General features: G+C 44.6%; 21 protein-coding genes. 13 read left to right on the forward strand and 8 right to left on the reverse strand.

All coding sequences use genetic code 11. The annotated features are described in order from the left end of the window. The first annotated feature begins 224 nt into the window (after positions 1-224). The 13 genes from ACH19P_RS17755 (at position 225) to ACH19P_RS17815 (ending at position 10,145) form a co-directional block, all read left to right on the forward strand. Positions 225-782 (forward strand): sigma-70 family RNA polymerase sigma factor, encoded by a 558-nt coding sequence (locus tag ACH19P_RS17755; protein WP_462160195.1) that lies wholly within the window; start codon positions 225-227, stop codon positions 780-782. Continuing rightward, positions 775-1,434: a ChrR family anti-sigma-E factor gene (locus ACH19P_RS17760; RefSeq protein WP_462159953.1), complete on the forward strand. Its 660-nt coding sequence runs from the start codon at positions 775-777 to the stop codon at positions 1,432-1,434. The genes ACH19P_RS17755 and ACH19P_RS17760 overlap by 8 nt, the downstream gene beginning before the upstream one ends. Further along, entirely contained in the window at positions 1,434-2,384 is a 951-nt protein-coding gene (locus tag ACH19P_RS17765; RefSeq protein WP_462159954.1) for a YbgA family protein, read from the forward strand. Before ACH19P_RS17760 ends, ACH19P_RS17765 begins: the two co-directional genes overlap by 1 nt. Next, entirely contained in the window at positions 2,384-3,775 is a 1,392-nt protein-coding gene (gene phrB, locus ACH19P_RS17770; RefSeq protein WP_462159955.1) for a deoxyribodipyrimidine photo-lyase, read from the forward strand. Before ACH19P_RS17765 ends, phrB begins: the two co-directional genes overlap by 1 nt. After that, positions 3,768-4,196 (forward strand): nuclear transport factor 2 family protein, encoded by a 429-nt coding sequence (locus ACH19P_RS17775; RefSeq protein WP_462159956.1) that lies wholly within the window; start codon positions 3,768-3,770, stop codon positions 4,194-4,196. Before phrB ends, ACH19P_RS17775 begins: the two co-directional genes overlap by 8 nt. Next, positions 4,193-4,900 (forward strand): SDR family NAD(P)-dependent oxidoreductase, encoded by a 708-nt coding sequence (locus tag ACH19P_RS17780; RefSeq protein WP_462159957.1) that lies wholly within the window; start codon positions 4,193-4,195, stop codon positions 4,898-4,900. Before ACH19P_RS17775 ends, ACH19P_RS17780 begins: the two co-directional genes overlap by 4 nt. Continuing rightward, the gene (locus ACH19P_RS17785; RefSeq protein ID WP_462159958.1) at positions 4,897-6,153 is read left to right on the forward strand and encodes an NAD(P)/FAD-dependent oxidoreductase; all 1,257 of its coding nucleotides are present in this window, start codon (positions 4,897-4,899) and stop codon (positions 6,151-6,153) included. Before ACH19P_RS17780 ends, ACH19P_RS17785 begins: the two co-directional genes overlap by 4 nt. Positions 6,154-6,211: 58 nt before the next feature. Continuing rightward, positions 6,212-6,925 carry a DUF1365 domain-containing protein gene (locus ACH19P_RS17790; RefSeq protein ID WP_462160196.1) on the forward strand — a complete coding sequence of 238 codons (714 nt, stop codon included), beginning with the start codon at positions 6,212-6,214 and terminating at the stop codon, positions 6,923-6,925. Beyond that, positions 6,925-8,190, forward strand: a complete 1,266-nt coding sequence (locus ACH19P_RS17795) for a class I SAM-dependent methyltransferase (protein WP_462159959.1) — start codon at positions 6,925-6,927, stop codon at positions 8,188-8,190. Before ACH19P_RS17790 ends, ACH19P_RS17795 begins: the two co-directional genes overlap by 1 nt. Beyond that, positions 8,162-8,668, forward strand: a complete 507-nt coding sequence (locus tag ACH19P_RS17800; RefSeq protein ID WP_462159960.1) for a DUF2878 domain-containing protein — start codon at positions 8,162-8,164, stop codon at positions 8,666-8,668. The genes ACH19P_RS17795 and ACH19P_RS17800 overlap by 29 nt, the downstream gene beginning before the upstream one ends. A gap of 61 nt (positions 8,669-8,729) precedes the next feature. Then, the gene (locus ACH19P_RS17805; protein ID WP_462159961.1) at positions 8,730-9,233 is read left to right on the forward strand and encodes a chalcone isomerase family protein; all 504 of its coding nucleotides are present in this window, start codon (positions 8,730-8,732) and stop codon (positions 9,231-9,233) included. Then, positions 9,230-9,748 carry a DUF3833 domain-containing protein gene (locus tag ACH19P_RS17810; protein ID WP_462159962.1) on the forward strand — a complete coding sequence of 173 codons (519 nt, stop codon included), beginning with the start codon at positions 9,230-9,232 and terminating at the stop codon, positions 9,746-9,748. Before ACH19P_RS17805 ends, ACH19P_RS17810 begins: the two co-directional genes overlap by 4 nt. A 121-nt stretch (positions 9,749-9,869) precedes the next feature. Beyond that, the gene (locus ACH19P_RS17815) at positions 9,870-10,145 is read left to right on the forward strand and encodes an HU family DNA-binding protein (RefSeq protein WP_347389916.1); all 276 of its coding nucleotides are present in this window, start codon (positions 9,870-9,872) and stop codon (positions 10,143-10,145) included. A 71-nt stretch (positions 10,146-10,216) separates the two neighbouring features. Here ACH19P_RS17815 and ACH19P_RS17820 read toward each other — a convergent pair whose 3' ends face one another. The 8 genes from ACH19P_RS17820 to ppnN all read right to left on the reverse strand — a co-directional run bounded on the left by ACH19P_RS17820 (position 10,217) and on the right by ppnN (position 18,701). After that, positions 10,217-10,465: a hypothetical protein gene (locus ACH19P_RS17820; protein WP_462159963.1), complete on the reverse strand. Its 249-nt coding sequence runs from the start codon at positions 10,463-10,465 to the stop codon at positions 10,217-10,219. A gap of 153 nt (positions 10,466-10,618) precedes the next feature. Next, positions 10,619-11,119 (reverse strand): acetolactate synthase small subunit, encoded by a 501-nt coding sequence (ilvN, locus tag ACH19P_RS17825; protein ID WP_347389915.1) that lies wholly within the window; start codon positions 11,117-11,119, stop codon positions 10,619-10,621. Next, a complete protein-coding gene (locus ACH19P_RS17830) occupies positions 11,119-12,843 on the reverse strand; it encodes an acetolactate synthase 3 large subunit (RefSeq protein ID WP_462159964.1) in 1,725 nt (574 codons plus the stop codon). The genes ilvN and ACH19P_RS17830 overlap by 1 nt, the downstream gene beginning before the upstream one ends. A 359-nt stretch (positions 12,844-13,202) precedes the next feature. Next, positions 13,203-14,210 (reverse strand): isocitrate dehydrogenase, encoded by a 1,008-nt coding sequence (locus ACH19P_RS17835; protein ID WP_462159965.1) that lies wholly within the window; start codon positions 14,208-14,210, stop codon positions 13,203-13,205. Between the two features lie 211 nt (positions 14,211-14,421). Beyond that, positions 14,422-16,128: a hypothetical protein gene (locus ACH19P_RS17840; RefSeq protein WP_462159966.1), complete on the reverse strand. Its 1,707-nt coding sequence runs from the start codon at positions 16,126-16,128 to the stop codon at positions 14,422-14,424. Beyond that, on the reverse strand, positions 16,103-16,495 hold the full coding sequence (locus tag ACH19P_RS17845; RefSeq protein WP_462159967.1) for a DUF3192 domain-containing protein: 393 nt from the start codon (positions 16,493-16,495) through the stop codon (positions 16,103-16,105). Before ACH19P_RS17845 ends, ACH19P_RS17840 begins: the two co-directional genes overlap by 26 nt. A gap of 59 nt (positions 16,496-16,554) precedes the next feature. Next, positions 16,555-17,358, reverse strand: a complete 804-nt coding sequence (gene xni / locus ACH19P_RS17850) for a flap endonuclease Xni (RefSeq protein ID WP_462159968.1) — start codon at positions 17,356-17,358, stop codon at positions 16,555-16,557. Next, positions 17,358-18,701, reverse strand: a complete 1,344-nt coding sequence (ppnN, locus tag ACH19P_RS17855) for a nucleotide 5'-monophosphate nucleosidase PpnN (RefSeq protein ID WP_462159969.1) — start codon at positions 18,699-18,701, stop codon at positions 17,358-17,360. Before ppnN ends, xni begins: the two co-directional genes overlap by 1 nt. Positions 18,702-18,705 lie beyond the last annotated feature (4 nt).

Consider the following 18,705-nt stretch of genomic DNA (forward strand, 5'->3'; position numbering starts at 1 on the left):
CTCAATCAATAAAGCGTTTATTTACTCGAGCTTTACCCTAATTTAAATGTGTTTTAGAAACACAAAAATAAGTGATTCTACACGCAGGCCCTTTCGTATACATGAGCAACATATCATTGGTGAGGTAGCAAATGGCTTTGCAATCAGCTTTAACAGCGAACAAAGAGCCGCGTCCGAGGTTTGCTTGTCAAACGAGCGGCGACAATGAAAGTGAAGGACAAAGTATGACTGCGACAGAGCATCTGTCAGACGCCTTGGTCAAAGTAGCGTCTGAGCGTGATAAAGCGGCTTTTGCTCAGCTGTTTGAATACTTTGCACCTAAAATTAAACGATTCGGTATCAAACAGTTCAACAACGAAGCGTCGGCAATGGAGTTGGTGCAAGACACGATGACGTCAGTGTGGCGAAAGGCCCATTTGTACCACCCCAGCAAAGGGGCAGCAACGACGTGGGTGTATACTGTGATGCGTAATGCGTCATTCGATGCGCTACGTAAGATCCGCTCTAACCGCGAAGATACTTTGAGCGAAGATATTTGGCCAATGGTGAATTCCGAAGAGGATGAAGTGGTGTTTGCGGATCACTTGGAGTCCAACCTCTTGAAACAGTATTTAGATATGTTGCCACCAGCACAACAGGAAGTTGTTAAAGGGGTGTATCTGCAAGAGATGTCCCAAGAGCAATTAGCAAAGCAGTTAGGCGTACCAGTTGGAACTGTTAAATCACGGTTGCGACTCGCGCTCTCAAAATTAAGAAATCACATGGGAGCTGAACATGATTAAGTATCACCCTAATTCAGAACTACTAACGCAATTTGTGCAAGGCACTTTGCCTGCATCGCTGAGCGTAGCAGTGTCAGCTCACCACGAGATGTGCCCACAATGTGCTAAACAGGTTGCGGACATCGAGGCGAAACAAGCTGATGTAGTGTTTGAAGAGCCTCGCTCGGATGAGGCGTCCACTTTTGACGATGCCTTCAGTGCAATGATGAGCGACATTGTTGCCGATGCAGACATCGACGAGTTCTCAATAGAGAGCCGCAAAGAATTGACGTTTGGTGAGCGCAGTGTGACCTTGCCGCGTTCTTTGAGCCACATAGCCATGTCGCGTTTCGTGCAAGCGGGTAAGCTTGCACGGTCACGCTTAGATTTAGATGAAGGCAGTATTCGCACGAGTTTATTGTACATCGCGCCTGGCGGCAGCATTCCAGAGCACACGCATACCGGGTTTGAACTAACCTTGTTATTGGACGGGACTTTCAACGACGAACACGGCGAGTACGTTCCTGGTGATTTTATTTGGCTCGATCACCAACATGACCACACACCGGTGACTGAAAACGGGTGTTTGTGTTTGGCGGTGGTTAATAGTGCACTGCACTTTAACAAAGGCCTGAGTAAATTATTGAATCCAATAGGTGAGCTTATCTACTAATGAGTAATGACGTTAAAATTGGGATTAGTGCGTGCTTAAGTGGTGAAAAAGTAAGGTTTGATTCTGGCCACAAGCGCTCGAATTTTTGCATGGATGAGCTAGCAAGGCACGTTGACTACGTGCCTTTCTGTCCAGAAGTGGCGATTGGTCTGCCAATTCCTCGACCAACGATTCGCCAAGTGCGCAAAGGTGATGTCATCACTGTATGCCGGCCGGACGGCAGCGGCGAGGTCGGTGACAAGCTTATCGAGTATGGCCAACGCATTGCCCAGAACTTTGGCGACAAGCTGGATGGTTTTATCTTTTGTGCTAAAAGCCCAAGCTGTGGCATGGAGCGTATTAAAATCTACAATGAAGCGGGCACGGGTAACACATCTGAGGGAGTTGGCTTCTTTGCCCAGCAAATTATGGAACATAATCCATTACTGCCCTGCGAAGAAAACGGCCGCTTAAATGACATGCACCTGCGAGAAAATTTCGTTATGCGGGTCTATGTTTATCACAGCTGGCGCAAGCTTTGTGAAGCGCCGCTCACACCGCACAGATTGACGCGCTTCCATGCGATGCATAAATACTTGCTGATGAGTCATAACTACCAAGCATACCGGGATTTAGGGCGTTTACTAGGCTCCAATGAAGGGCATAACCTTGATGACATTGCCCAGCTATACATCGCTGGTCTGATGAAGGCACTTAAGAAGCCTGCGTCGCGTAAAGCCCACACAAACACACTTATGCACTTACAGGGTTACTTCAAACAACAATTGAACAGTGACGAAAAGCAAGAGTTGCGCGCCGCCATTGAAGATTATCGTCAAGGCTTGGTGCCTTTGTACGTACCTTTGACCTTGTTAAAGCATCATCTCAATGTTAATCCAAATCCCTATTTGGCGCAGCAAGTGTACTTCAATCCGCACCCCAACGATTTGAAATTAAGATACGGTATTTAATGAACCCAGTTTTTTGGTTTAGGCGCGATTTGCGCCTTTTTAGTAACGAAGCATTGATAGATGCTATAAATAGCGGTGCCAAAGATGCATTGTTTTTTGTGTCTTTCGCGCAATGGAACAAGCATGACATGGCACCTATCCAACAGGACTTGTTGTTGCGTCGTGTTGACTACTTAGGGCAGGTTTTAGGTCAATATGGCATAACTTTACACATCCTCGAAGCGCCACTTTTTAGTGATGTTCCTCAAGCACTTATGCTGTTTTGTCAGCAACACAATTTCTCCCAAGTGTTTGCAAACCGCGAGTATGAGATCAACGAGCGAGAGCGCGACCAAGCATGTGCGCAAAGTGGTATTGATTTAGTCCTGTATGACGGCGATGTGATTGCCAAGCCTGGTTCTGTGACCACCAAAAGCTCAGAAATGTTTAAGGTATTTACGCCATTCAAGCGTGCTTGGTTAAGTCAGTATGAGAATCAGCACTTTGTGCTGCCGCAATGGCCTTTATCTGACCACGAAGAACAAGTTATGTGGCAAGCGCCAGCCATTCTCCAAGGCGATGGCAGTTCGCACAAATGGCCGGTAGATGATGATGCGCTGAGCACGATTGTCTCGCGTTTTATTGATGATAAGTTTGCATCCTATCATGACAACAGGGATTTCCCTGCGATTAAAGGAACGTCTGGCCTCAGTCCATATTTGGCGCTGGGTATTGTTAGCGTCAAGCAGCTATTGGTTAACGTTCAGAATCACTATCCCCATGTATTACAAAGCGCAAAAAGTAATGTGTTTAGCTGGGTGAATGAGTTGATTTGGCGTGAGTTTTATCGGCATCTCATTTGCGCCTTTCCTGAGCTGTGTAAGCACAAAAACTTCAATGCAAAATATGATTCGTTGCAATGGCAGCAAGACGATGACAATTTTGAAGCATGGTGCGAAGGGCGCACCGGTTATCCGCTGGTTGATGCGGCGATGCACCAGCTTACGCAAACGGGCTGGATGCACAATCGATTGCGCATGGTCGTCGCCAGCTTTCTAACCAAACACTTGCTAATCGATTGGCGCCGCGGTGAGCAGTTTTTTATGCGTCATCTAATCGATGGCGATTTAGCATCGAATAATGGTGGTTGGCAGTGGGCCGCCAGTACAGGGTGTGACGCGCAGCCTTATTTCAGAATATTTAACCCAATCACACAAAGCGAACGCTTTGATCCAGAAGGTGAATTCATTCGTAAGTTTCTACCAGAGCTAGAAAATATTCCAACTAAATATATCCACTTTCCGCACCAATACTTGGCAGCGACTGCGTCGAAAGCGTATTGGCCGGCGATAGTGGACCATAAAGCAGCACGCCAGCGAGCGTTAGCAAGGTTTAAGGTGGACGATGAGTGAACGCGTTGAACAATTCGTAGCAATGTACCAAAGACTGGATAAAAACAGTTTGTCTTTGCTTGACGACATCTACCATAAAGAGGTTCATTTTACTGATCCGCTCCATGAAGTACGTGGCCTTGACAGTCTGTACACGTATTTCGCCAATCTATATGCCAATGTCAGCAGCTGTTCGTTCAATATCAGTGACTATTATGAGCTAGACGATACCGCATTCATTTATTGGACCATGACGTATCGCCATCCACGAATAAATGGCGGCCGTGAAGTCGAAGTCAAAGGCCACAGCTTGCTGCGCTTTGACGAGCAGAAGGTGATTTTTCATCGCGATTACTTTGACGTGGGGGAGTTGTTGTATAGGCGTCTTCCTGTCATCAGTAAGTTGATAAAAATGATAGACAAACGCGCAGGTTCATCATGAATGTGCTGATCACGGGTGCAACATCTGGCATTGGTGAAGCCTTGGCATTGAAATATGCAGATAAAGCAAGCGTATTTGCTTGTGGCCGTTCACAAACCAAACTCGATGAACTTGCCAATCATGACAACATCACTGCGGTGCGTTTTGATATTACTGATTTGGCAGATATAAAGCAGCAAGTTGAATCGCTTCCAGAGTTGGATATCGTTGTGCTTAACGCCGGCAGCTGTGAATACATAAACGACGCTAAGCATTTCGACAGCGCGTTGTTTGAGCGCGTCATTAGAGTGAACTTGATAAGTCTGGGCTATTGCTTAGAGGCCATGTTGCCGAAAATAAAATCGGGCGGCCAACTTGTTATTGTTTCTTCGAGTGTCACCTATCTGCCGCTAACGCGCAGTGAGGCGTATGGCGCATCCAAAGCGGGCGCAACGTATTTAGCCAAATGTTTAGAAATCGACCTAGCTGATATTGATGTCAGCATTGTTCACCCGGGGTTTGTTAAAACCCCACTAACGGATAAAAACGATTTTCCTATGCCTATGGCCATCAGCGCAGAAGAAGCAGCGCAGTATATGTATAAAGGGTTACAAAGGCGTCACAAAGAAATTCATTTTCCAAAGAGATTCACAGTCTTTTTGAAGTTACTGCGGGCATTACCGTGGTTTATTTGGTCAAAATTAGCAAAAGGAATGGTGCGGTGAAAAAAATCGCAATTATTGGTAGTGGTATTGCTGGATTGACCAGTGCGCACTTACTTGCAAAAAAGCACAAAGTCACAGTGTTTGAAAAAAATGATTATATCGGCGGACACACCGCCACCGTTGATGTTGAAGTCGGTGGTAAGCAGCTTGCTGTTGATACGGGTTTTATTGTTTTCAATGACAGAACATACCCAAATTTTGAAAAACTCCTCGCTGGCATTGGTATTAACAGAAAGCCCACACAGATGAGTTTCAGCGTTCATAATCTTGATACAGGGTTTGAATACAATGGCCATACGTTTTCAACATTGTTTGCGCAAAAGCGTAATATTTTCCGTCCTAGATTTTGGCATTTACTGTGGCAAATTGTGCGTTTTAACCGCATCTGTAAAGACATTTATCACGATGACAGTTACGAAAAAGGGTTAACGCTCGGGCAATTTCTCGACCAACACGGTTTTAACGACTTTTTTCGGAACCACTATATTTTACCAATGGGCGCTGCGATTTGGTCGACGTCGATTAAAAAGATGAACGAGTTTGGTATCGAATTTTTTATCCGCTTTTTCTACAACCATGGTTTGTTGGATATTACTAATCGTCCACAGTGGTATGTCATTCCTGGTGGATCGCGAGAATACATTGCGCCACTTACCGAACAGTTCAAAGACAATATTGAATTGGGCGCTGACATTGCCAGTGTGCACAGAAGCAATGGCAAAGTGCAGATCCATTTTAAAAATGGTGATCAACAAGAGTTTGATGATGTAGTGTTTGCCTGTCATTCAGACCAAGCTCTTGCTTTATTAGCTGCCCCAACAGAGCAAGAAAAGCAGGTGCTAGGCGCTATTCCTTATACGCCTAACTCGGTGGTGTTGCACACGGATGCGACGTTATTACCGAAGAGGAAAGCGGCATGGGCGAGTTGGAACTATCGCTTAGACAACAACACAGAGCGTGCCGCGGTAGTGACGTATCAAATGAACATTTTGCAAGGCATTGAGTCAAGCAAACCATTATGCGTAACGCTTAATTGTGACGATGCTATCGACGAAACGAAGGTATTACGCCGCTTTACCTATCATCACCCTGTATTTAACAGCGAAAGTCTGGCGGCGCAGCAACGCCGTAGTGAAATCAATGGCCACAACAATAGCTATTTTTGCGGTGCATATTGGTACAACGGATTCCATGAAGACGGTGTGCGCAGTGCCGTTGATGTGGCCAAGCTACTAGGAGTCAACTTTGAGTAGTGCCGAGGCGCCAATCAAGATTGAAACTGAGCTAAACAGCGCTTGGCAAAGCGCTATCATGCTTGGCGATGTCCGCCATCGACGCTTTGAGGTTACTTCTCATCAGTTTAATTATCCACTGTACATGATGTGGATAGACTTGGCACATCCAGAGCAGTTAGATGGTGTTCATCCTTTACTTGGTACTGGTAGAGGGAAGTTATTACGCTTCAAGCAAAGTGATTATGTGCCTTTGCAACAAGGTGATGTGAAGGAACGCGCTATAAAGCAACTGCATACGCTCGATGCAACTATCGAGGTAGGATCTGTTTATTTATTGGCACAATTGCGCTGCTTGGGCGTGTATTTCTCACCTGCCAATTTTTACTTTTTTAAACCCACAGGTGCCAATACCTTTACCCATATGATGGCAGAGGTGAGCAACACACCTTGGAACGAACGCCACTATTATTTAGTTGATTTGCATACTAAAGTGAACTTTAAGAAGTGTTTTCACGTATCTCCTTTTATGAATTTGGATATGCATTATCACTGGGTCGTCAAAGTGCTTTCTCGGTCTTTGTTTATCCATATAGAGAACAAGCGTCAGGATGAACTTCTTTTCGATGCGACCATGCGTTTGCAACGTCAATTGTTGGACAAGCAGGCAGTGAGTCAATTGCTTAAGCGCTTTCCAGCGATGAGTTTAAGCATCGTTAAAGGGATCTACTGGCAAGCAGTGAAATTATTTTTAAAACGTGTGCCTTTTTACGCTCACCCTGGGAATAAATGATGGAAAGAGTTACTGAGGTTAAAGTCAGCCCCAATCTTAATTGGCGAACTAAGTTGGCCAAAAAGCTCGTTTTTGGTGCCTTAAACACTATAGAGCATGGTTGCATTGAAGTGCATGAGAAGCATGAGCCAGTTACCTACTTTGGCAATAAATCTGCGCAGCTCAAAGCTGTTGTTACTGTGGTGGATGCCAAGATGTACAACGCATTTGCGTTTTCAGGCAGCATCGGAGCAGCAGAGTCGTACATTGAAGGGCATTGGGAATGCGACAATCTCACGCGTTTGATAGAAATCTTCGTGCTAAACCAAGCTCAGCTAGACGCGTTTGAAGGCCGCTTTGCGTTGATCAGTGGTCTTATTTATCGTCTCAAGCACTTGCGCAATAAAAACAGTAGCAGTGGCTCAAAGCGCAATATAGTTGCCCACTATGACTTAGGTAATGAGCTTTATGAGTCTTTCCTAAGCGATGAAATGCTTTATTCTTGTGCAGTCTATCCGAACCAAAGCGCTACTTTAGAGCAAGCTCAACAGCACAAACTTAAGTTGATCTGTGAAAGGGCTCAACTTAAAGACGGTGATAGCGTCATTGAAATAGGCACCGGCTGGGGGGCTTTTGCTATCTACGCTGCCAGTCATTACAAGGTGCATGTTACTACGACTACAATTTCAGACGAGCAGCATGACTACGTTGCTAATAAGATAAGTGCGCTCGGACTCGAAGATAAAATCACATTATTGAAAAAAGATTATCGATTGCTCGAGGGTAAATTCGACAAATTGGTATCTATTGAAATGATTGAAGCGGTCGGTCACGAGTACCTTAATGGATTCTTTGACAAATGTAATAGTCTTCTCAAAGAAGACGGTGCTATGTTGTTGCAGGCTATCACCATCAACGACCAGCGCTACAACACCTATGTAAAGCAAACCGACTTTATACAACAATACATCTTTCCCGGTGGCTGCCTAGTGAGTATTGATGAAATGAGTCGTCATCTACGTCAAGGCACTGAGTTGGTCATGCACGAACTGCATGACATAGGTCTGCACTATGCGCGAACCTTGTCTGACTGGCGTGAGCGATTTGATATGGCGTGGCCACAGTTACAGGGGCAAAAGTTTAACAAAGCCTTCTATCGGTTATGGCACTATTATTTAGGGTACTGTGAAGGTGCATTTCGCCAACGAGCGATAAGCACTGTCCACCTTGTGGCGCGCAAACAGGGGTTTAAGAGTAATGACACCGACATTGCGCTTAACTATTAACTTCATTTTATTTCAAAGCAGCTGGTGGGCTGCTTTTTTTTTCAAAAATGATGCGTTACCGCTCATGCTGGTGTTTGCCGCGATTATGTTGTGGATGTCGCAAGTTCGCCGTGTTGATGTTTACTTAAGCGCAACTGTGTTCATCGCCTGCATATTAGAGATAACAGCCAATCAATTGGACATCATCAGTTTCACGACGCCTTTGTTACCACTGTGGTTATGTGCTCTTTGGCTATGCTTAATATTAACCGTTAATCAATCTCTTCGTTTTATTAACGGCTTATCGTTTTGGCAGTGCTTCGCCCTGTGTTGGTTCGCAGCGCCGTTTAGTTATCTAGGAGCGGCACAATATGGCGTGATTACTATCAATACCTCTTGGTGGCAATTTTATCTCGTTTACGGTGCGATGTGGGCGACGACCTTTTCAGTGATAGTCATGATCAATAGGCGCATGCTCAACGTATTGAACACAGACTAATGAGTACTAATGACCTTGGCATGTTGGGATACAGCGAAGGTGACGCTTTGAGGAACTATTAATGAGAACACTCCTGTTACTTTTAGCCCTGTGCTTGAGTGTCAGCCCTAGCGTTCGCGCAAGTTCATCTGACAGGGACATGGTTGCTGTTGGAGAGGGCGTTATGACGTATATGTTCTGGGATGTGTATGAAGCAAAATTGTTTACCCCTAGCGGTGAATATCAGTTTGGCCAGCACCCCATGCGTTTAACGCTCACTTACTTACGTGATTTCAAGGCAAAAGACATTGTTAAAGCCACTAAAGATCAATGGCGCCATTTGGGTAAGCCAGAACACGTGCAAGCTTATGGTCCTGTTATTGAAGACCTGTGGCCGGATATTCGCAAAGGAGACTCTTTGAGTTACGAAACAACTGCACTGGGAATAGGCGCATTTTATTTCAATGGCGAACTCCTCACAGAGATAGAAGACAGCCAATTCAGTGATGCGTTTACAGCAATCTGGCTATCTCCTGATACCAGTGAACCTAAACTTAGAAAGAAATTAATAGGAGCGGGTGAATGAGAAACGTGCTTTTGGTCGTAGTCTTATTTTTGCTAAGTGCATGCAGTGCTTCCATTGAGGATTACGAAGGGACTGAGCCCAAATTTGATTTCAGAACCTTCTTTGATGGTGATTTGGTCGCATATGGCATTGTTCAAGATTACTCAGGCATGGTGACTAGGCGATTCAAAGTTGACATGCAAGCGTCTTGGCAAGGCAATTTAGGCACCATTGATGAGCAGTTTTATTACCAAGACGGGGAAACAGGCGAACGTATTTGGAAAATCACACTCAAAGAAGATGGCACGCTCACAGGAGAAGCGGGGGATGTAGTAGGAACCGCTAAAGGTATCACTCGTGGTAATGCGTTTAACTGGCAATATACATTGGAAATCCCTTATGATGGGGATACCATGGAAGTGGACTTAGACGATTGGATGTATCTTGTCACCGAAACAAGGTTGATCAACCGCACGTCTATTGATAAGTTGGGTATGGAAGTTGGCGAAATCACGTTAGTTATCGAGAAACGTTAACAAATAAGGCGTTTCAGCGAATTTTTTTCATAAAAATGTGTGGTTTGCAGTTGCCAAGTTAATAAAAATACTTAAATATAGGTCTTGCTAAGGCAAAAAAATAACGAATAGGAATCAAACAATGAATAAAGCTCAATTAGTCGAAAAAATTGCCAACGATGCTGAAATCTCAAAAGCAGCGGCTAGCCGTGCGTTAGATGCATTTACTGGTGCAGTAACTGACTCTTTGAAAGACGGTAACTCTGTAGCGCTAGTAGGTTTCGGTACTTTCTCTGTAAAAGAGCGTGCAGCTCGTACAGGTCGTAACCCTCAGACTGGTGCTGAAATCCAGATCGCGGCTGCAAACATTCCTAGCTTCAAGCCAGGTAAAGGCCTTAAAGATTCAGTAAACGCATAATTTACAGAATTATGATAAAAAGGGCCGAATGGGCCCTTTTTTTACGTCTAAGCATTCTCACGCTTAAGCAACTAGTTACCTCCCCAACGCCATCTCACTGGCCGCTCTCCTTTAAGCATCACAATCGCCAAGAAAATTAAGGAAGTCGGTAGGAAACACAGTAACCACAATTGTGTTTGTGTAGTTACTGATACACGTGCGCTCAGAGCAATTAAACTCACAGTGTATATTAATAGCACCGCCCAACCTTGCCATGTTACGGGCAATGTCCAGCCAATCCCATATCGCTTTGCCGGAAACCATACTTGTTTGTTAGCCATCTCCAATTCCTTTTAATGCGCGCTAAATTCAAGACAATATTTGTACAGTATACATGTATGCTTTATAGGTAAATAGGCGGGTGTGTAAAAGTGAATAGTTGTTTTAGCCCTTTGAGTGTAAATTATTCTCGAAGGGCTAGAATTTGGATTTATTTAGCCACCTTTAAGTGCTTTGTCTCCACGGCCGAGACCGATTGCACCTGAGCGTACCATTTCAATAATGTCCGTTTCATGGCGCAATGTATCAAGGAAAGATTCAAGTTTTTCCGTGCTTGCAGCCAATTGTAATGAATAGCTGATACGACCCATGTCCAAAATAGCGCCACCAAATACGTCAACAACGCGTGTCACAGCAGCGCGAGTAGTCTCATCTTGTGCAACAACCTTGACGAGCAATAATTCACGTTCTATATGGCTTTGCTCGGTGAGGTCGATGACTTTAAGAACATCGACAAGCTTATTGACCTGCTTCAGAATTTGTTCAAGTACGCGGTCGCCGCCTTTGGTGGTGATGGTGATACGCGATAATGAATCATCGTCTGTTGTACCTACTGCCAAACTATCGATGTTGTAAGCGCGTTGTGAAAATAAACCCACGATACGAGATAAAGAGCCTGGCTCATTTTCTAATAGGATTGAAAGTATACGACGCATTATGCTTTTACTCCTTTTTTCAGCCACATATCATCAACAGCACCGAGTTTAATTTGCATTGGGTAAACATGTTCGAGTTCATCGACACGTACGTCTAGGAATACTAATCGGTCATTAATTGACATCATTTTCTCAATCGCTGCGTCCAATTCATCTGGATGATCAACACGGATGCCGACATGGCCATAGCTCTCTGCCAATTTTACGAAGTCGGGCAAAGATTCCATGTAAGAGGATGAGTGGCGGCCGCTGTACATCATGTCTTGCCATTGGCGGACCATGCCTAGCGAGCGGTTGTTTAGCGAGACTACTTTGACCGCTAAGTTGTATTGCAAGCAAGTAGACAGTTCCTGAATATTCATTTGAATAGAGCCATCTCCGGTCACACAAATAGATTCTTTGTCTCTAAAGGCTAACTTGACGCCCATCGCTGCGGGTAATCCAAAGCCCATGGTCCCAAGACCTCCTGAATTGATCCATTGACGTGGGTGTTTAAAAGGGTAGTACTGTGCTGCAAACATTTGGTGTTGACCAACATCTGAGCTAATGTACGCATCGCCATTCGTTGCTTGATATAGTTTTTGAATCACCGTTTGTGGTTTTATTTTCTCCACTCCAGGGGTAAAGCTAAGGCATTTTTGCTCTCGCCAACTGGTGATTTGGCGCCACCAATCTTCTTGAGCTTCTCGGTCGATTCCTTGCGAGGATTTGGCGATAGCTTCAAGTAATTGATCGAATACGATATCTAAACTACCTACAACCGGTATATGTGCGCTGATAGTTTTAGAAATAGAAGTAGGGTCTACATCCACATGAACGATGGTCGCATCAGGGCAAAACTTTTTCACATTATTAGTAACACGGTCATCAAATCGTGCGCCCAATGCTAGGATCACATCAGCATGTGCCATCGCCTTGTTGGCTTCTAATGTGCCATGCATCCCCAGCATGCCGATAAAATTGGGGTGCTCGCCACTGATCCCTCCAAGGCCCATTAGGGTATTGGTACAAGGTGCGTTTAACGTTTCAACAAGCTCAGTGAGTTTATCACTGGTGTTGGATAAGATGACGCCTCCACCTGAATACACTACGAGTTTCTTCGCACCTAAAATAGTGCTCACGGCTTTCTTGATTTGTTTAGGATGACCTTTTGAACTCGGGTTATAAGTGCGTATGGTTACATCGTCGGGCATCACAAAATCAAATTTCGTCGCTGGATTTAGGATGTCTTTAGGTAGCTCTACAACAACCGGCCCAGGGCGGCCAGTACTGGCGATGTAAAACGCTTTGGCGAGTATCGTCGGGATGTCTTGGGCACTGCGGCAATTAAAACTGTGCTTCACAATGGGGCGTGAGCAACCCACAATATCGGTTTCTTGAAACGCATCATCGCCAATGAGGTTACTGGGTACTTGTCCGGATATGACTACCATAGGAATGGAGTCCATGTATGCGGTTGCGATGCCTGTTACACAGTTAGTTGCCCCTGGTCCTGAAGTTGCCAGGACCACACCGACTTCACCTGTTGCACGCGCGTACCCGTCGGCCATATGGGTTGCTGCTTGTTCATGGCGTACGAGGATATGTTCAATATCCTCTTGTTCAAACAAAGCATCGTACAGGTCTAAGACTGAACCACCGGGGTAGCCAAAGATATAATTTACTCCAAGTTTCTTCAATGCGGCGACAACTAGCTCCCCGCCGTTGAATTGCTGCTTACTCATCCTCATTCCTCAAAAAAAAACCCCCGCATAAGGTGCGGGGGTTGTTTCGCTTATCTGAAAGCTCACGTATACCCCGCGGTCTTAACAAAGACCACCACGAGGATCACTACGAGAACTGACATTGTTGACATGTTTTACCCAACGGCCTTGCGGCCGGCGTTGCTATTAATTACTTTGACCCTATTGTTAATTTTTTAGCCAATGAATGTCAACCGTAAAAGAGAAATTTTTGGATAAATTATTCGCAATAATATTTTAAAGCTCTTTGTTTGGAATAAATAATCCAGTTTATTTTTTATGTTCGAAAAAAAAGACCCGCATTTAGCGAGTCTTTAAAAGAATTATATTCTACTGTGTGATTACAGACGTTCAATTACCGCAGCAGTGAAGTCTGTTGTGCCGTGTTCACCACCTAGGTCGCGTGTTGTACGATCGCCAGATTTGATCACATCAGCAACGGCTGCGCGGATACGCTCTGCTGTGTCACCCATATCTAGGTACTCAAGCATTTGAATAGCAGCAAGAATAACAGATGTTGGGTTAGCTAGGTTTTTACCTGCGATGTCTGGTGCACTGCCGTGAACCGCTTCGAAGATTGCCGCGTCTTCACCGATGTTTGCGCCTGGTGCCATACCTAGGCCGCCCACTAGACCGGCACATAGGTCAGAAAGAATATCGCCAAATAAGTTTGTTGTAACGATTACATCGAACTCTTCTGGGCTCATTACTAGCTTCATACATGTTGCATCAACGATCATTTCCGCAGACTCGATATCTGGGAAACGCTCGCCAACTTCGCGTGCAACTTTTAGGAATAAGCCTGACGTTGACTTAAGGATGTTTGCTTTGTGAACCGCTGTTACTTTCTTACGGCCTTCACGGCGTGCTAGCTCATAAGCAAAAGTAACGATTTTTTCAGCACCTTCACGAGTGATCTTTGACATCGCTTCTGCTTCAGTACCATCTTCAGATACTACTTGGCCAAGACCAGAGTACATACCTTGCGTATTTTCACGTACAGTAATGATATCGATGTTGTCATAACGCGCTTTAGTACCTGCAAAAGATTTTACAGGACGAACGTTTGCGTAAAGATTAAATTGCTTACGCAATGTAACGTTGATTGACGTGAAGCCTTCACCAACAGGTGTAGTCAGTGGGCCTTTCAATGTGATCTTGTTGCGTTCAATGGCTTCAAGCGTGGCAGGTGGTAAAAGCTCACCTGTTTTTTCGAGTGCTGCTAGGCCAGCGTCTACGAATTCATAATCAAATTCACAACCCGCTGCATTAAGAATTTCAATTGCAGAATCAATGATGCTTGGACCGATGCCATCGCCTTTGATGACCGTAATGGTTTGCTTAGCCATTTAAGTATTCCTTAAACTGATAGAAGTGACCGTCACCAATACCAAAAACACACTGGCGCGCAGTGTGTCATGAAAAGCTAAAAAATGGTGGCGGAAATTTTACGTGAGAATTCAGGGGCGAATTTAGCAGTAAACCCTTATTTTTTCCAGTATATGGCTTTTAAATATATGTTATATCCGACATAAATATGGTGAATTATGATGGAATTTTCTACACCCCATTATAAGGGGCAATTGAGAGTGCTTGCGTAATAAGCGTCTCAAGTTGAATACTCGGACCTTGGCATTCGAGCATGGTGTTTTTCACCAATTGTTGCTGCCATGGTTCGATATTGTGACCATGGCCATATACATGGAACATTACAAGTTTGAATGTAAAACAGATGCGCGCGTTGGTATTAAGTTCATTAAAAGGTAACTGCTCACTTTGAATAAGTGCACTGACCCACTCACTTTCGCCCAAATGCTGGACGAGATAAGCGTGTAAGGCGCTTTTGTCGTAGTGACTGACGCCCAGTAGAGCCGCGATAGGGCGAGGCGCATGTTCATCAAAGGGTAACTTAAGCGGGTCGAGCGCTGCGGTGCGTGATAACTTTGCCCCAGCTTCTTGTAAAAAGTAGTTGAAATAGCACAGATAAAGCGTAGCTAAACGTTCAGAGTAGACATTTTTCATTTTCTCGCTCATGAACGCGACAAGCTTGTGTGTGCATTGGACTCTCGCTTTTACAAAGGCTGCGAGAGGGTGTTGTAATTCCTGAACCTGCTGCTCCAGTAAGACACGAGAGATAAAATCGCCAACATTGTATAGTCCTACCATACTCAATGCGTGACGCAATGTGCCTGCACTTTGATACGTTCGGTTGTAGGCTGACGCTTCTTGCATGATCCGCGCGATCAATTCAGGGCGCTCGGCGATACACTTTTCTATCTCCGAATAAGAGTGAGCTTGGCTGAGCTGTTGGACCAAGTAATGATTGTTCTGGGTGTTGCGTACTACTTTATGACTGCGTTGAACGGGGGCACCGATGCGCTCTATCAACTCACTGATGTCATTATAGATTTCACACTGAGAAAGATACTGCCAGTGCGGCTTTTTGATAATGCGGTAGCGAGGTTTGTCCGTTCTTAATTCAGAAAAAATATGCTCGTTATCTGGATGTTGGCCCATGTAAACAAAGCTTTGCTCGCCACGTTGTGAATAACTACCTAATAATTGTGGTGAAAGATGCTCAATTATTTGGGTACACAAAAATTGGATATCTGTGTGGTGGGTGGTCTTGTAGACATAAGCACAAGCGTTAAAAAAATGAACGCCTTCTTTGCTTGCTGTGGCGGTTGTGTAATTTCCTAACAATTGCGCTAGCGCGACCATTCGGGTGTAGCCGTCATACAGTTGTGCACTTTGTTTGTTAGTTATAATGCGTTGATATTGTTTTGTTTTTGCAAGAATTTGCACCAAAGCAGGATGTTGATGTGCATTGATGTCGAGCATTTTTATACTTAACAACGTACCGCGTTGGAGTTGTAGCGCTTCTCTCTCGCTCAGTGGTTTGTTGTCTGCTCGTTTGTTAAGTACACCCAGTACGGATAAGTCAGCACTGAGTATAGCCATCATCATTAATTGGCAATCTTTCGCTTGGTATCCTTGCGATTGCGTTAAACAAGCAAGGGCAGCAATCCGCTTTATATGTAACCGCGTAGCATAGGGAAACTGGGTTAGTTCACAGGACAATAACCACTGAAACAGGCTGCCATTATTATGATTAAGAGTACTTAGGCGTTCACTTAGTACGAGCAACGCAGGGTAGAGGCTTGACCATTGTGTTTTGTCGCGAGTAGCTTTATGTAGTTTGGCTATATAGCTAACAAGTTTACCCAATTCTTGTACATGGTTAGGATTGTAAATCGACTTTGTCATAGGCGAGTTCAGCCTGTTGCCCCCAAACTAAAAGCTTTTTATTCTTAAATAATAGCCCTGTGCACTCATCTTTGGTGGTAATGCCATCGGCTTTGATATGTTGCGTACGATAAAACACTATCTGATATATATCGTCACCTCGGCGCTTAACAAAGGTTAGGTCAGGTGTTCCAAGCGTTTCAAGCACTTCTTCAATATGCATGGGCGTGGACGTATCTAATTTTGCAATAAAACGTTTGTTGTAGGCTTCTCTGTCTTGCCATACCATGGCACCAGGGTCGTCTTTGTATAGGGTCATAACCAGAGTCGCAATGACTGCATATACACCGATACCCAAAATTATGTATTTGAGAACCTTACTCCACATCCACTTTCTGCCTTCACACCGTTAACTTGAGCCAGTATACCCATTAAGTGACCACATTGCTAAGGTTGCTGAGTCGTCAAAATGATGTGCTCAGCATCCTCGCGCACACGTAATTGCTTTAAAGATATACCTAAATCGATATCAGTTCGCAACGAAACCAAGGCAAGCGCACGAACATAGTCTGACAAGTGGCGTGTTAATAGTTGCTGAACTTTATCGTCAGGCTTTGTTTGCAATGCTAAAGCAACACTTGAAAATTCTTGCAACAAGGATTGTGCTGATTTTGCGCCTATACCACTCACGCCGGGTATATCATTCGTTTTGTCACCGACAAGCGCGAAATATTGCCATAATTGCTCAACGTTTACCTTGTACTTTTCTTCTATGTCTTCTCGAGTACGTGCAGATTTATTGAAATAATCATAGATAACCACGTCTTGCTCTATGAGCGGTAAGTACCCTTTATCCGTCGAGACGATAGTGACTTGCAATCCTTGTGCACTGGCTTTAGCAGCTAAGGTGGCAATCACATCGTCAGCTTCTTCATTGGGTGCGCGTACAACATTGATGTGTTGTTGCGTGATTGCCTCAACAAAGCGGGGCAATTGTTGCTGTAATGTCGAAGGCATTGGCTTTCTTGACGCTTTGTAGCCATCAAAAAAATCGTAACGCCAACTGGTATCGCCATCAAACGCGGCGAGGGCATAGTGAGGTTGATGTTGGCGGCTGAGCTTTTTAACAGCGTTAGCTGTGCGCTCAACAGCTTCATTGATTGCTTGTTCGCTTTGAGCGCCATACTGACTTTCGCAAACAGCGTATATGCGCCGAATTAAATTCAGCGCATCGATTAGTAATAATTGCATTAGGTCCGAACTGTATAACAGGGAGTGTACTTACTGCCGGGTAGTTTCATACGTCCTTGACGCACGAATGCACTGAGCAGCGCGTCCATCTTCTTCATTAACTCAGGGTCACCCGATAATTCAAACACACCGTGTTGTTTAATCGCGCGGATCCCTTCATCTTTCACATTGCCCGCTACAATACCAGAAAATGCGCGTCTTAGGTTGGCAGCGAGTTGTTGTTTGGGTTGATCCAAGTGTAAGTCCAGCGCTGCCATATTCTCATGCGTTGGTGCAAATGGCGCCTGAAACTCTGGATCAATTCGCAATGTCCAGTTGAAGTAGTAAGCATCCCCTTCTTGCTTGCGATAATCACGTACCTCTTTCATTTTCGTTTTGAGCGTACTTGCCACTAACTGCGGATCGTCGATTATCACATCAAATTTATCGAGTGCTTCTTGTCCTAGGGTGTCTTTAACGAACGCGACAATTTCATCGAAGTAGTCTTTGCTTTGAGCCGGTCCGGTTAAAATGACTGGCAATTGCTGTTTAGCATTATCTGGGTGCAACAAAATGCCAAGCAAATAAAGCAGCTCTTCGGCTGTACCCGCACCGCCTGGGAATATAATGATTCCGTGAGCAACACGAACAAAGGCTTCAAGGCGCTTTTCAATGTCAGGTAAAATCACCAATTCATTAACGATTGGATTAGGTGGCTCTGCCGCGATAATACTTGGCTCTGTCAAACCTAAGTAGCGAGGATTATTGATACGCTGTTTAGCGTGACCAATTGTGGCGCCTTTCATTGGTCCTTTCATTGCACCAGGGCCGCAGCCTGTACAAATATTCATGCCCCGAAGACCGAGTTGATACCCTACCTCTTTGGTGTACTTGTATTCATGTTCAGCGATAGAGTGTCCGCCCCAACACACGACCATTTTCGGGTCAGTATTAACCTCAAGTGCCCCGGCGTTTCGCAGCATATCAAACACCATGTGGGTTATTGCTTTTGGCTCGTGTTGTTCCATGATGTGGTGCTTTTGACAAATGAAGACAATGTCGCGGATAACAGAAAAAATGTGTTCGTGAATACCTCGAATGATTTCGCCATCCACAAACGCTGTTTGCGGCGGATTGGTGAGCTCAATTTTAATGCCCCGTTCGCGTACGATGAGGCTAATATCAAAATCTTTATAACTGTCATAAATCTCTGCGCTCGAGTCTGTATGACTGCCTACATTCAATACTGCTAATGAGCAATTACGAAATAGTCTATATCGTTCGGTCGTTGATGTTTCCAACAAATCGACTTCCAATTGCGATAATAGATTTAAAACACCAGTTGGGTTGAGCTGTATTTTCATAGCC

This window comes from Pseudoalteromonas sp. GB56, from assembly GCF_054923835.1.